The following is a 12,349-nucleotide window of genomic DNA, read 5'->3' on the forward strand; positions in this document are numbered from 1 at the left end:
GTTGTGAGGTTCAATATGCCAGATAAAAAAAGTAATCGGATTCCTGCTGATCAGTTAACTGCATATGAGCGATGGGAACTGCCATCTATGCAGCCGGGAGGGAATGACGTTATTCGCTCGCAGGTGTCATCAGCCGAGATACCGGTTAAACCACTAACCGCAGCTGATCTAGAGAAGATACGGCTAGAGGCTTATCAAGCCGGTTTTGATCAGGGAAAAGAGGAAGGGTTACAGGCCGGTCATAAGGAAGGGCTTGAAAAAGGCTTTCAGGAAGGGCTTGAAAGCGGTAAGCAACAAGGCCTTCAGGAAGGTCAGGCAGCAGGACAACAGCAAAAGCAGAGTGAGATTGATGAAAATATCGCTCGACTGAACAGCATAATGAAGCAACTGCTTGACCCAATAAAGCTGCATGAAGACGAGCTTGAAGAGGCTTTGCTGAATCTTGTGCTGGCAATTAGCCGCGCAGTGATAATGCGAGAGCTATCTATTGATAGCCAACAAGTTCGCAAAACGCTCAGCGATGCATTAGCGTCACTGCCAACAAGCGCGTCAAATGTAAAAGTCTGGGTCAATAGTGAAGATTTCGAAACGGTCGTGGCTGTTACCGACGCTATTGCAGAAGGTGTTCAGGTTATTAAATCTGATGAAATTTTACCTGGTGGGTGTAAGGTTGAAACCCTGCACAGCCAGATAGATGCAACGGTAGAAAAGCGTTTTCAGAAAACAGTTCAACAGATGCTGGATCAGCACTCCTCAAGCTTGCCAACTGATGAAGTACCGGACTTGGCAGACTCTATGGACGATATGACAGACTTTCACCGGGACGTGCTTGAAAGTGAAGAGGACGAAAATGCACACGGACAGAGCCCTGACGGAAATAGCGCTGACGGAAATAGCCCTGACGGAATTGACAAGCCATCTTTAGACAGTGAAGCTGAAGATGGGACAGATAGCATAAAAGAAAACCCCTCCTCAGATTTATCAAGTGAGACTCAAACCTCTAACTTAATGACTGAATCTTCTGGCTCGACGGCAGAGCCGCCTAACCCGGCGACCCAGCCTGGTGATGACTCAAATGAACCTTCCCGAGAGAATTAAACAATATCAAGGCCTGGTGCCTCAAGAGGTGCCGCCAGAGGTAACTGGGCGGCTCACCCGTATGGTCGGGCTAACGCTTGAGGCCGTAGGTTGTCCGATGGTCGTTGGCGAACGCTGTTTAATCGTGGGCAGTGGTTTGCAGCCTGTAGAGGCAGAGGTGGTCGGGTTTGACGGTGAGAGAATGTTTTTAATGCCGTTAACCGCCATTGATGGTTTGAAACCGGGGGCACGGGTTATTCCTATTGATAGTGCAGGCCATATCCCTGTTGGTTTTAATTTGTTAGGTCGGGTGATAAATGGTGCGGCTGAGCCGCTTGACAACTTAGGGCCTTTACAGCCAAACGCTCACATTCCTTATAACGGTCAAACCATTAACCCGTTGGATCGTGCGCCAATAAGAGAGTCAATGGATGTGGGTATACGTGCAATCAACAGCATGTTATCGGTCGGCACAGGACAGCGCCTGGGGCTTTTTGCTGGCAGTGGCGTTGGTAAAAGTATGCTGCTGGGAATGATGACAAAGTTTACATCGGCAGACATTACCATCGTCGGGTTAATCGGTGAGCGTGGCCGAGAAGTAAAGGAGTTTATTGAAGATATTTTGGGGCCAGAAGGGTTGGCGAAATCTGTTGTCATTGCAGCGCCCGCCGACGACTCTCCATTGATGAGACTTCGCGCGGCGATGTTAACAACGCGTGTTGCTGAGTACTTCAGAGATCAAGGTAAAAATGTTCTTCTGTTGATGGACTCGCTAACTCGCTATGCACAAGCTCAAAGAGAGATTGCGTTGGCTGTTGGCGAGCCTCCTGCAACCAAGGGATATCCGCCATCGGTGTTTGCAAAACTACCCCAGCTGGTAGAGCGGGCAGGAAATGGGCGGCCGGGAGGTGGCTCAATCACCGCGTTCTATACGGTACTTACAGAAGGGGATGACCAGCAGGATCCTATTGCAGATGCGTCAAGGGCAATTCTTGATGGTCATATTGTGCTATCCAGACGCTTGGCAGAGGAGGGGCACTATCCCGCTATTGATGTGGAAGCCTCGATTAGCCGGGTAATGCCTCACATCGTAAGTCCTGAACATATGAAAAATGCGCAGAAATTCAAACAGGTATACGCCCGATACCAGCAAGCAAAAGACCTTATAAGCGTTGGCGCCTATGTGCCTGGCTCAGACCCTGAAACAGACTTTGCGATTGAGCGTATTGAGCCTATGAAACGGTTTTTACAGCAAAGTTTGCATGATAAGTCCCCTTACCCGATGAGCGTTGAAGCGTTGGCGCAGGTCATTGGTGAAGGCGGCGGTGCTGCACAACCTGAAACTGAGCAAAACCAGGCCCAATCTTAGTAAAGACGGACTTAGTAAAAACGGCCTCAGTAAATCGGCCCCTGTAAAGATAGCCAAGGCTTGTTATGAGAAGATCAAAAAGGTTACAAGTTGTTCTTGAATTGGCAAAAAGAAAAGAGGATGAGGCGTTAAAGGCGATGCAGACCGCGCAAAGTAGCCTCAATCAGCAGCGCGCTAAATTACAGGAACTTATTCAATATCAGCAAGAGTATCAACAAGCCCTGCGTGATGCGTTTTCTACTGGCGCGACCGCAGAGAACTGCGCCACATACCAACACTTTCTTTCTCAAGTGGGCGGGGCGATCGAGCAGCAGCAGAAAGCTGTTACGCTGGCAGAAGAGCAATTCAGTAAAGCCAGACTTCATTGGCAATCACTTTACGAAAAACAGAAAGGTATGGATGGCTTGATAGACCGGTTTAGAGATGAAGAAGACCGGGAAATTGATAAAAAAGAACAACAGATGATCGACGAGCTTTCCCAGCGTAAGCGGCACTAACCTCAACGCTCTTGAGCTGTCTGATACTCCTTTTTTACACCTCTCTTTTCTAAACCCCCTTATATCTCTGGTTTTTATCATCAGTTATTGAAATCTATGGATTTTTTTAGCAAATTCCGAAAAGCCGACTAGAGTTAGGTAATAGATGGCGCATAGTGCTGGGGCCTGTTGTGGCTTGCTGTGTGTGCACAATGAAGATGGAGCAGTAAGGTTATAAGCGGATTTTAGCATGAGTGGTATGGCTGAATTAGTTCTCGAAAGTAATTGTGGAATAGCTCAAGCAGAAGCGCTGAGTAGCCAGTTGGAAAAGATATTCCAGGAAAGCAGCCCGGTAGTTATTGATGGCTCTGAAGTAATGAGAGTCGATACTGCTGTGCTGCAGCTTTTGGGGTCATTCTTTTCTGCCATGGATGAGGCAGGTGTTGCTGCATCCTGGAAGGAGCCTTCAGATGTTTTATGTTGTTCCGCTGCTACATTAGGGTTAAAAGAGCTACTTCGACTTTAGATCGCTTGATGTTCAACCCTAACCGTCAAATACAAACAATTAACCTAAAATATGGAGTTACAGATGGCAATAATTTTGGCTGTAGATGATTCAGCATCCATGCGCCAAATGGTGAGTTTCACGCTTAAAGGCGCGGGGCACCAAGTTGTTGAAGCCGCAGACGGACAGCAGGCACTGGAAAAAGCAAAAGAAACTCAGGTGGATCTGGTTCTCTCTGATGTAAATATGCCGGTCATGGATGGTTTGACACTGGTAAAAGAGTTAAGAGCGTTACCCAATTATAAATTCACTCCTATTTTGATGTTAACGACAGAGTCAACAGGCGACAAAAAAATGGAGGGTAAACAGGCGGGTGCAACAGGTTGGCTTGTTAAGCCTTTTAACCCTGATCAGTTGCTGGCCACGATAAAAAAAGTGCTGGGCTAACGGCGTATTGAGTGACATACATGCTTTTCGATAGCATTTTAACAAACATATAAATGTTGGTTCTGGGCCATGAGTATCGATCTTAGTCAGTTTCACCAGGTGTTCTTCGAAGAAAGTTATGAAGGCCTTGATGTCATGGAATCTGCGCTGCTGAACTTGCAGCCAGATAACGTAGACTCAGAGACAATTAACGAAATATTTCGAGCAGCTCACTCTATCAAGGGAGGCAGCGGGACATTTGGGTTTAATGATGTAGCCAGCTTTACTCATGTTGTTGAAACGCTACTCGATGAGATTCGCAGTGGCTCAAGGCAAATTACATTAGAGATTGTAGACCTGTTCCTGAAGTCCGTAGACTGTATTCGCCGGATGATTCAGCAGCATGATGCAGGCGAACCCTGTGAGATCCCCGAAGCAGCAGAAATACAACAAACGTTTGAAGCCATTTTGTCTAAAGGTCAGGCTTCTGACACTTCTGAGGTCGACCCGTCTGATGCGCTGTCTGAGTCTGGAGAGTCAGATAGCTCAGCATCATCAGGGTGGAAAATTTACTTTAAGCCTGAATTAGACGTGATGCGCACTGGCAATGATCCATTGCGGATGTTCAGGGAGCTTGAATCTCTTGGGCCTTTAACTGTTACGGCTGATATATCGCAACTTCCTCCTATTAACTCAATTGACCCTGAAGCGTGTTACCTGGCCTGGACACTGCTACTGGAGGCTGATGTTGACAAGTCTACTGTCGAGGAGGTGTTTGAATGGGTCGTTGATGAAAGTGAATTGACCATTGAACCGTTGTCTTCAGGTGATAGCGCGGACAAGGTTGATAGCCATGATGAACAGCCCGATATTGCCGAGCAAGCACCGCCAGAGCAACAGGAACAGCGTGTTGCGCCTGTTAGCCCGGCGTCCAATTCAAGCCCGGCTGTTAGTCCTGCCGCTTCATCAAAAGAACCCACCAAGCCTTCTTCGGTTGAGCCTAAGGATAAGTCGAAGGTGGAAGTCTCTTCGATAAGGGTTGGAATAGATAAGGTCGATGACTTGATCAATATGGTAGGTGAGCTTGTTATAACGCAGTCTATGCTGGGTGAACTTGGGCTTGATTTTTCTATGGATAGTTTGCCGCGCCTGCTCGAAGGTATTGAGCAGCTGAGCCAGAATACAAGAGAATTACAAGAAAGTGTTATGCGCATTCGGATGTTGCCGATTAGCTTTACGTTTAGCCGTTTCCCTCGTTTGGTTCACGATCTGAGCCGGTCAATGGGCAAAAAAATTGAGCTAAAGATGCTTGGTGAGCAGACTGAACTGGACAAAACGGTGATGGAAAGGATTGGTGACCCGCTTGTTCATTTGGTTCGCAACTCTCTGGATCATGGTATTGAAACGCCAGAACAGCGAGTTAAATCAGGCAAACCCGAAACTGGCACCATTACCCTGAACGCCTTCCATCAAGGGGGCAATATTGTCATTCAAATTATCGATGATGGCGCGGGCCTTAACAAAACGAGAATTCTTGAAAAAGCAAAGCAAAACGGGCTTGTGGCTGATGGTGATGCGTTGGCAGATGATCAAATTCATGATCTTATTTTCAGGCCGGGTTTCTCTACTGCCGATCAGATATCTGATATCTCAGGCAGAGGCGTTGGAATGGATGTGGTTCGCCGAAATATCAATGAGCTAAACGGATCAGTTGAGGTTGAATCAGTTGAAGGAGAGGGGAGTACGTTTACCATCAGACTACCGCTTACTTTGGCGATATTGGATGGTCAGCTGATTCGTGTCGGAAAACACATTTATATCCTTCCCCTTATCTCTATTGTTGAGTCAATACAGTCATTCCAGCGTATGTTGCACAGGGTTGTCGGTGGCTGCGATTTGCTCAGGTTACGTGATGAGTACGTACCGATTATCAGATTGTCCTCAATTTTTAACATAAAGCCGGATGGCAACGAAATGGAAGACGGTCTGCTTGTGGTGGTGGAAGGGGATAATATGAAAGTAGCCATTCTAATTGATGATCTTGAAGCCCAGCAGCAAGTGGTGATTAAGAGTTTGGAAGAGAACTATAAAAAGGTGGAAGGGGTGTCTGGCGCGACAATTCTGGGAGATGGAACCGTCTCGCTGATCCTTGATATCTCAGGGCTAATTAAACTTTCCGGCGTTCAACGTTACGAGTATAAAACCGTGAGTAATGGTGATGACTGTGCGGCATGACATTAACCGGGAATGCTCTAACGAGAGCGCCAATATGCTGGAGGGAGAGTAAATGGCTGAGCAACAGAGTGCTGATGCTGATGTGGCGCGCATTAACGAAGAAATTAGTGATGCCATCGCCCATGAGCCCTCTGAGCAGTATCTGACGTTTTTCATTGATAATGAGGAATATGGCGTCGATATTTTGTCGGTTCAGGAGATAAGGGGTTGGGAGCCTGCGACTGAAATTCCGAATTCACCCGCCTACTTGAAAGGTGTTATTAACTTGCGTGGTGCGATTGTTCCTATAACTGATCTACGCCTTCGGTTTGGAATTGAGCAGTTTGAATACAGCCCCGTAACGGTCGTCATAGTGGTGAAAGTAAAATCAGGCAACAGTGAAAAAATTATGGGGATTGTGGTTGATGCCGTCTCTGATGTGAGCAATTTCTCCACTGCTGATATACACCCCGCACCAGAATTAACATTTAACAAAAATACTGCTTTTGTTAAGGGATTAGGGAGTAGCGAAGATAAAATGGTCATCCTTCTTGATATTAATAAGCTGCTCACTGCACCTGATGATGTTGATCTTAGTGAGGTTGGGCGTGCAAAACTTGGTTAGTGGTTCCTGAGCATTAATTTTTCGATACTATCAATTTGGCAGATGTAAGAGGGCTATGGCAATACCTACACAAGTGCGTGAATTCCCAATGACCGACGAGAATTTTGAGGTCATTAGTGCGCTAGCCCATAACTATACCGGAATAGTTCTTGGCGCGCATAAGCGCGATATGGTTTATGGGCGTCTTGCCAGGCGAACCCGTGCATTGGGGCTGTCTAACTTTGACCAATACTGTGAATTAATATCGGATTCATCCTCTCCGGAAATTAGTCTTTTTATTAATGCAATAACAACCAACTTAACCTCGTTTTTTCGAGAGCCCCATCATTTTGATTTTCTAAAAGAGACGGCTCTGCCAGACATTCAGCGTAAAAACAGCCTCAATAAGCGCCTAAGAATCTGGTCTGCAGGCTGCTCGACGGGGGAGGAGCCCTATAGCCTCTCAATTACCGTAAATGAGAATATGGATATGGCGCGCTGGGATTGCAAAATTCTGGCTACTGACCTGGACTCAAATGTGCTGAGTCACGGCCATAATGGGGTTTATGACATCTCAAGAATTGACACGCTGACGGAGCAGAGCAAAAAGAAGTGGTTTTATAAAGATAGCCAAAACCCGGAGGTTGTTAAGGTAAAGCCCGCGTTACAACAGTGTTTGCGCTTCAAGCGGCTTAATTTACTGGAAGATTGGCCCATGAAGGGGCCGTTCGATATTATTTTTTGCAGAAATGTCGTGATTTACTTTAACAAGGATACGCAGCGACAGCTGTTTGATCGTTATGCGGACATTTTGGCTGATGGAGGGTACCTGTTTATAGGGCACTCGGAATCGCTTCATAAAGTAACAGAGCGATTCACTTCGTTGGGAAAAACCATATATAAAAAGATACGTTAACGATGTACATGAAAGCAGTATTTTAAAGTAAAACAAGAGTTAATAGGTCATTAATGAAAAATGGCGATATCAAAATTCAGGCCCCTCGGGCATTGCCAGGGTTCGAACATATAAATCGATACTGGGACAAAAGGATGAACCTGGCCGCAGCCAAGATTATGCCAGGGGAACTCTATGTCAGCTTGCATGGTGAGATGATTGTTACGGTATTAGGATCCTGCGTATCTGCCTGTATCAGGGACAGGATTCATGGCATTGGCGGAATGAACCACTTTATGCTGCCTGTTCAAGGTGAGCACTCGTCATCGCAATGGGGGTCGAATCATATCAGTTCAGCGTCTCGTTATGGAAATTGGGCGATGGAGTTTCTTATCAACGAGATACTGAAGGCCGGAGGTGAGCGGAAGAACCTTGAGGTTAAAGTGTTTGGTGGCGGAAACGTGCTGTCAAATATGACAAACATCGGGCTTCGGAATATCGAGTTTGTAAAACACTACCTGTCAGACGAGGGCTTACAAATAGCTGCGTCGGATGTGGGAGGTTCATTTCCGAGAAAGGTGCTCTATTTCCCAGATACGGGCGCGGTTAAAGTGAGAAAAATGAAGCAAACAAGAAACGACACAATTATACAGCGTGAAAAAGCATATATTGAGGATATTAATAAGAAGCCAGCCTCGGGCGAGGTTGAGTTGTTTTAGCATCAGGTGTGTTTAGGCGACAGTTGTGTCGTTTGTTAGGGGAGGCAGTTGTAGGCATGGTTGGTATTGAGAGTGGTTTAAGGAGAGTCGTCAGTGAGTAAAGTGAAAGTATTGGTGGTTGATGACTCCGAGCTTATTCGCCAACTATTGAGCCAGATAATTAATTCAGCAGACGATCTCGAAGTGGTTGGCGTTGCGGTAGATCCCTATGATGCGCGAGACAAAATAAAGCAGCTCAATCCTGACGTATTAACACTGGATATTGAAATGCCCAAGATGGATGGCATTTCGTTTCTGCGAAATTTGATGAAGCTTAGGCCAATGCCCGTGGTAATGATATCAACACTGACTGAAAAGGGGGCTCCAGCGACGCTTGAAGCGTTAGATTTAGGGGCCGTTGATTACCTTCCCAAACCCAAGGTTGATCAGGTGCAAGGTTTACATCAGTACTCAATCGATATTATTGAAAAGGTTAGAACTGCGGCAACGGCCAATGTATATACACTGGAACGTATGCAGAATGCGCGCAGCCGTATTCCCATCGAGAGGGAGAAATCAGCGCCTTACGGTTTTAGACCCGGCTATATTATCGCCATTGGGGCATCGACAGGAGGCACAGAAGCCATTAAAGAAGTCTTGCTGGGTATGCCTGTTAACTGTCCGCCGGTGTTGTTGTCGCAGCATATTCCTCCGGTTTTTAGCGCCACCTATGCTGATAGAATGAATCGAATCTGCGATATTTCTGTCTTTGAGGCCAAAGACGATATGAAACTGGAGAATGGTTGCGCGTACCTCGCCCCTGGCGATCACCATTTGAAAATAGTCTATAAAGGCGGCGCCTACTACACTAAGCTGGATAAGTCTGAGCCGGTGAATCGCCATCGCCCGGCTGTAGACGTGATGTTTGAGTCGGTATTGGACGCCGCCGGGAGTAAGGTTGTTGGCGTATTACTGACGGGTATGGGTAAGGATGGCGCTAACGGTTTGTTGAAGATGCGAGATGCAGGTTGCCATACCATTGCACAGGACAAAGAAAGTAGTGTGGTATGGGGGATGCCGGGTGCCGCTGTTGCAATAGGTGCTGCGGTAGATGTATTGCCGTTGGAAAAAATATTTTCAAAAGCACTGAGTTGCTGTAGTAATCGACAAAATTTGAGCTAGATACAATTTATAATTTACCTTTTTTGTATTTAGTGTTTATTATTTCTCTTAGTTATTAATTTGTTACAGGTAGTCTGGAGTACGCATATTTGGTCGCTTTGTCATTCCAAAGTAGCAAAATTGGCTAAATTTCAGTATAAACAGTTTTTCATTGCTGCATTGAAGCAGCGCTTTATTGATCAGGGGGCGAAATGTCTATTACAACGAGCAAGTCAGCGGACGGTAGTGTATTGACTATAAGGATTCAGGGGCGTTTTGACTTTAGTTCGCACCAGGAGTTCAGGGACTCTTACGAGAATAACGATAACGTAAAAGAGTATCTTATCGATATGAAAGAGACGACCTATTTGGATAGCTCTGCATTGGGGATGTTATTGTTGCTGAGGGACTTTGCGGGCGGAGATCACGCTAATGTGTCCATTAGCAATTGTAATAGCGACGTTAAGAAGATTCTTACAATATCTAATTTCGAACAGTTGTTTGTAATTAAGTAAGTTATTCAGCCGTTCGGTCACGCATTGAATGGCGCTGCGCAAGGTTTTTTCTCGCAGCCAGCCATAACAGGCTACTCTAGGGGGACTGATGGACGCAGAGCCACTTAAAATTTTGATTGCGGATGATAATGACTCTGATCGTATGATCTTACAAGCTATCGTTCGTAAGCAAGGTCATAAAGTGGTAACGGCTAGAGATGGCGTAGAAGCAGTAGATAAGTTTAAACAGTCTGCCCCGGAGATTGTTTTGATGGACGCCTTGATGCCTCGAATGGACGGCTTTGAAGCGGCCAGACGTATTAAGCAGCTTGCGGGTGAGGAATTAGTGCCGATTATATTCCTGACCTCTCTCACGGATGCACCATCATTAGCCAAGTGTCTGGATGCGGGCGGTGATGATTTCTTATCCAAGCCATACAACCGTGTTATCTTACAGGCCAAAATTAACGCATTTAATCGAATGCGTATCATGCATAGTACGCTGCAGTTTCAACGAGACCAGATTGCAGAGAACAATGAACACCTCCTTCAGGAACAGCAAGTAGCCAAAACTGTTTTCGATAACGTGGCTCACCTTGGCTGCCTCCATGCAAAGAACATCAAACACTTGTTATCCCCGTTGTCCGTTTTTAATGGTGATGTGTTATTGGCCTGCCAAAAACCGTCGGGTGGAATGCATGTGTTACTCGGAGATTTTACCGGCCACGGACTTCCTGCCGCGATAGGCGCGATGCCAATTGCAGAAATATTCTATGGTATGACCAATAAAGGTTTTGCCATGACGGACGTGCTCAGGGAGATCAACCAAAAGTTAAAACAAATCCTGCCTGTTGGCTTTTTTTGCTGTGCGTGCATGATAGATATGAGCTTCGCAAGGGGAGACGTAGAGATATGGGTTGGCGGGTTACCGGAAGCTATTATTTATAGAACCAATGGCGAGCTGATTAAAATATCATCTAATCACCTCCCGTTGGGGGTGTTAGAGGCAAGCCGCTTTGCGACAGAAACTTATCGTTATGAGATGTCTCCTGGAGACCGCTTCTTTATGTGGTCAGACGGAATTATTGAAGCCCGTAATGTTAGTGGCGAAATGTTTGGTGAAGATCGGCTTTATCAGGTCTATCAGGAGCAACACGAAGCTGCTGAGCTGTTCTCCAGTATAAAACAGAGGGTTCATAGCTTTATTGGTGAAGGAGAGCGTGATGACGACCTGACCATGGTAGAAGTGGAAATGGTCAGAGAGGAAGATCTATCAACAGATGTGAGTTCCAACCTTCTTAAGAGTGCATTGATTGGGCCGGTAAACTGGGCACTTTGTTATGAACTCCGGGGGAAAACCCTTAAAGACTTTAACCCATTACCGTTATTGCTTCATGTCATTATGGAGGTGCCGGGTCTTCGTCTGTTTAGCGGGCAGGTTTACACCATTCTGGCAGAGTTGACCTCTAACGCTCTAGAGCATGGTGTACTGAAATTGGATTCTGGGCTGAAAAATTCGCCGGAAGGTTTTTCTCAATATTATGCGCTAAGGGCAGAGCGGTTAGAGCGGCTGGAGGATGAGTGGGTCAAAATTTCAGTTGATCACGTTCCAGAAGGCATGGGTGGGCTGCTAAAAATAAAAATTGAGGATAGCGGTACAGGGTTTGATTATAGTGGCTTCAAGCAAGCAAAAATGAGCAATGACCGTTATTCGGGCCGAGGAATACCATTACTGGTTTCTCTATGTCGGCACTTCGAATACACAGGAACAGGCAGTACTGTGGAAGCCGAATTTGCCTGGCAACCAGAGATTAGCGAGGGTCGTTAATCTTGCTAAAGTTGTCTATTATGAATTTATACGTTGATATCGCCAGACTTGGATAGCAAATAGGTTAATCTATGAGTGAAAATATGGAACATCTCGATTTTTCAGCGCTTGCTGAATTAAAAGAGGTAATGGAAGAAGAGTTTGATATTTTATTGGAAACGTTCCTGCACGATTCAGCCGAACGGATTATTCAGATTCAAGGTGCTGCTTCAGCACGAGATGCGGAGTCTCTCTCCCGAGCCGCACATAGTTTTAAAGGAAGCTGTACCAATATTGGTGTCCCTGTGCTTGCACAGCTCTGCATGGATGCCGAAGTTAAAGGCAAAAAAGGCGACTTGGAAGGTATTGATGAACTTGTGACTGAAATAGAACGAGAGTTTTCCAGGGTTGCTGAGCTGCTAAAAGAACAGCTATCCTAGTGCATTTCCATTTATGGGTTTAGGTTTTTTGTAACCAGTATTTCCCCCTCCTGATATTCTGGTCTGTATTTTGCTGATTAACTGAGAGAGATTGTGTGTTCAGTCGTGAATACCGATCTTGATCTGGTTATATTGGCTCGAACTACTGAGGCCGGTATGGCTTTACTCGCGTTTTGTTGATCA

The 12,349-nt window shown here is 45.9% G+C and carries 13 protein-coding genes; all 13 read left to right on the plus strand.

Annotated features, from left to right (window positions below; genetic code table 11):
• The first annotated feature begins 15 nt into the window (after nt 1–15).
• The 13 genes from MY523_RS04700 (at nt 16) to MY523_RS04760 (ending at nt 12,166) form a co-directional block, all read left to right on the plus strand.
• Nucleotides 16–1,098, plus strand: coding sequence for a flagellar assembly protein FliH (locus MY523_RS04700; protein ID WP_250657653.1), 1,083 nt, complete (start codon nt 16–18; stop codon nt 1,096–1,098).
• Complete coding sequence (gene fliI, locus MY523_RS04705; protein WP_250657654.1) at nt 1,067–2,446, plus strand: flagellar protein export ATPase FliI; 1,380 nt, start codon at nt 1,067–1,069, stop codon at nt 2,444–2,446. Before MY523_RS04700 ends, fliI begins: the two co-directional genes overlap by 32 nt.
• 65 nt (nt 2,447–2,511) lie before the next feature.
• Nucleotides 2,512–2,943 (plus strand): flagellar export protein FliJ, encoded by a 432-nt coding sequence (gene fliJ / locus MY523_RS04710; RefSeq protein WP_250657655.1) that lies wholly within the window; start codon nt 2,512–2,514, stop codon nt 2,941–2,943.
• Between the two features lie 238 nt (nt 2,944–3,181).
• Nucleotides 3,182–3,448 carry an STAS domain-containing protein gene (locus MY523_RS04715; RefSeq protein ID WP_250657656.1) on the plus strand — a complete coding sequence of 89 codons (267 nt, stop codon included), beginning with the start codon at nt 3,182–3,184 and terminating at the stop codon, nt 3,446–3,448.
• 63 nt (nt 3,449–3,511) lie between these two features.
• Nucleotides 3,512–3,874, plus strand: coding sequence for a response regulator (locus MY523_RS04720; RefSeq protein WP_250657657.1), 363 nt, complete (start codon nt 3,512–3,514; stop codon nt 3,872–3,874).
• Nucleotides 3,875–3,943: 69 nt separating this feature from the next.
• Nucleotides 3,944–6,088: a chemotaxis protein CheA gene (locus MY523_RS04725; protein ID WP_250657658.1), complete on the plus strand. Its 2,145-nt coding sequence runs from the start codon at nt 3,944–3,946 to the stop codon at nt 6,086–6,088.
• 52 nt (nt 6,089–6,140) lie between these two features.
• The gene (locus MY523_RS04730; RefSeq protein WP_250657659.1) at nt 6,141–6,692 is read left to right on the plus strand and encodes a chemotaxis protein CheW; all 552 of its coding nucleotides are present in this window, start codon (nt 6,141–6,143) and stop codon (nt 6,690–6,692) included.
• A gap of 73 nt (nt 6,693–6,765) precedes the next feature.
• A complete protein-coding gene (locus tag MY523_RS04735) occupies nt 6,766–7,587 on the plus strand; it encodes a CheR family methyltransferase (RefSeq protein ID WP_250658772.1) in 822 nt (273 codons plus the stop codon).
• A gap of 53 nt (nt 7,588–7,640) precedes the next feature.
• Nucleotides 7,641–8,285: a chemoreceptor glutamine deamidase CheD gene (cheD, locus tag MY523_RS04740; RefSeq protein WP_250657660.1), complete on the plus strand. Its 645-nt coding sequence runs from the start codon at nt 7,641–7,643 to the stop codon at nt 8,283–8,285.
• Between the two features lie 93 nt (nt 8,286–8,378).
• Nucleotides 8,379–9,446, plus strand: coding sequence for a protein-glutamate methylesterase/protein-glutamine glutaminase (locus MY523_RS04745; protein ID WP_250657661.1), 1,068 nt, complete (start codon nt 8,379–8,381; stop codon nt 9,444–9,446).
• 191 nt (nt 9,447–9,637) lie between these two features.
• Entirely contained in the window at nt 9,638–9,940 is a 303-nt protein-coding gene (locus tag MY523_RS04750) for an STAS domain-containing protein (RefSeq protein WP_250657662.1), read from the plus strand.
• An 88-nt stretch (nt 9,941–10,028) separates the two neighbouring features.
• On the plus strand, nt 10,029–11,747 hold the full coding sequence (locus MY523_RS04755) for an ATP-binding SpoIIE family protein phosphatase (protein ID WP_250657663.1): 1,719 nt from the start codon (nt 10,029–10,031) through the stop codon (nt 11,745–11,747).
• Nucleotides 11,748–11,818: 71 nt separating this feature from the next.
• Nucleotides 11,819–12,166 (plus strand): Hpt domain-containing protein, encoded by a 348-nt coding sequence (locus MY523_RS04760; protein WP_250657664.1) that lies wholly within the window; start codon nt 11,819–11,821, stop codon nt 12,164–12,166.
• Nucleotides 12,167–12,349: the final 183 nt, after the last annotated feature.

Origin of the sequence: Alkalimarinus coralli, assembly GCF_023650515.1 — a bacterium.
In the GTDB taxonomy this organism is placed as follows: Bacteria; Pseudomonadota; Gammaproteobacteria; order Pseudomonadales; family Oleiphilaceae; genus Alkalimarinus; species Alkalimarinus coralli.

Excerpts from the sequence above, each read along its gene's own strand:
- MY523_RS04760 (WP_250657664.1), top strand. The coding sequence starts at position 11,819 with ATGAGTGAAAATATGGAACATCTCGATTTTTCAGCGCTTGCTGAATTA.
- fliI (WP_250657654.1), top strand. The coding sequence starts at position 1,067 with ATGACTCAAATGAACCTTCCCGAGAGAATTAAACAATATCAAGGCCTG.
- MY523_RS04725 (WP_250657658.1), top strand. The coding sequence starts at position 3,944 with ATGAGTATCGATCTTAGTCAGTTTCACCAGGTGTTCTTCGAAGAAAGT.
- MY523_RS04755 (WP_250657663.1), top strand. The coding sequence starts at position 10,029 with ATGGACGCAGAGCCACTTAAAATTTTGATTGCGGATGATAATGACTCT.
- MY523_RS04750 (WP_250657662.1), top strand. The coding sequence starts at position 9,638 with ATGTCTATTACAACGAGCAAGTCAGCGGACGGTAGTGTATTGACTATA.
- MY523_RS04715 (WP_250657656.1), top strand. The coding sequence starts at position 3,182 with ATGGCTGAATTAGTTCTCGAAAGTAATTGTGGAATAGCTCAAGCAGAA.
- MY523_RS04700 (WP_250657653.1), top strand. The coding sequence starts at position 16 with ATGCCAGATAAAAAAAGTAATCGGATTCCTGCTGATCAGTTAACTGCA.
- MY523_RS04730 (WP_250657659.1), top strand. The coding sequence starts at position 6,141 with ATGGCTGAGCAACAGAGTGCTGATGCTGATGTGGCGCGCATTAACGAA.
- cheD (WP_250657660.1), top strand. The coding sequence starts at position 7,641 with ATGAAAAATGGCGATATCAAAATTCAGGCCCCTCGGGCATTGCCAGGG.
- MY523_RS04720 (WP_250657657.1), top strand. The coding sequence starts at position 3,512 with ATGGCAATAATTTTGGCTGTAGATGATTCAGCATCCATGCGCCAAATG.
- fliJ (WP_250657655.1), top strand. The coding sequence starts at position 2,512 with ATGAGAAGATCAAAAAGGTTACAAGTTGTTCTTGAATTGGCAAAAAGA.